Here is a 381-nt window from a genome sequence, read left to right as displayed (position 1 = left end):
TTGGTAGTGGTCAATGGCCTGTTGTATGACTTTAACGTCAGCCGCTTCGCCGCCGAACAGTACATTTTTCACTGAGGTGTTGTCTAACGCGCCGGCTTTGACAAGCTGATTAAACAACGCCGTTGTGGTGAAGAAAGTATCAATATTATGATGACGTAATGCCTCACTAAAGCGTGTCATATCGAGTAAGGTTTCTTTACTAAACAAATGACAGCTAGCGCCTTGTAATAAGCTATAGAATGCATCAAAGACAAAGCCATCAAAGGAGTACGGCGCTAAACTGGCGACGCGATTGACGCGCTCGCGCTCTACATAGGCTTGGTTAAAGACGAATGCGGCGACGGCTTCATGTTCAACCATGACCCCTTTAGGTTTGCCTGT

General features: G+C 46.5%; 1 protein-coding gene. It reads right to left on the bottom strand.

The window, feature by feature from the left end; all coding sequences use genetic code 11:
* Nucleotides 1-381 (bottom strand): AMP-binding protein (locus BIW53_RS20450; RefSeq protein WP_139158904.1); only part of this gene is annotated, 381 nt, incomplete at both ends.

It is taken from the genome of Pseudoalteromonas byunsanensis (genome assembly GCF_001854475.1).
GTDB classification, from domain to species: Bacteria; Pseudomonadota; Gammaproteobacteria; order Enterobacterales; family Alteromonadaceae; genus Pseudoalteromonas; species Pseudoalteromonas byunsanensis.
The sequence above is the reverse complement of the archived record's forward strand: the minus strand, read 5'-3'. Positions and strand labels throughout refer to the sequence as shown.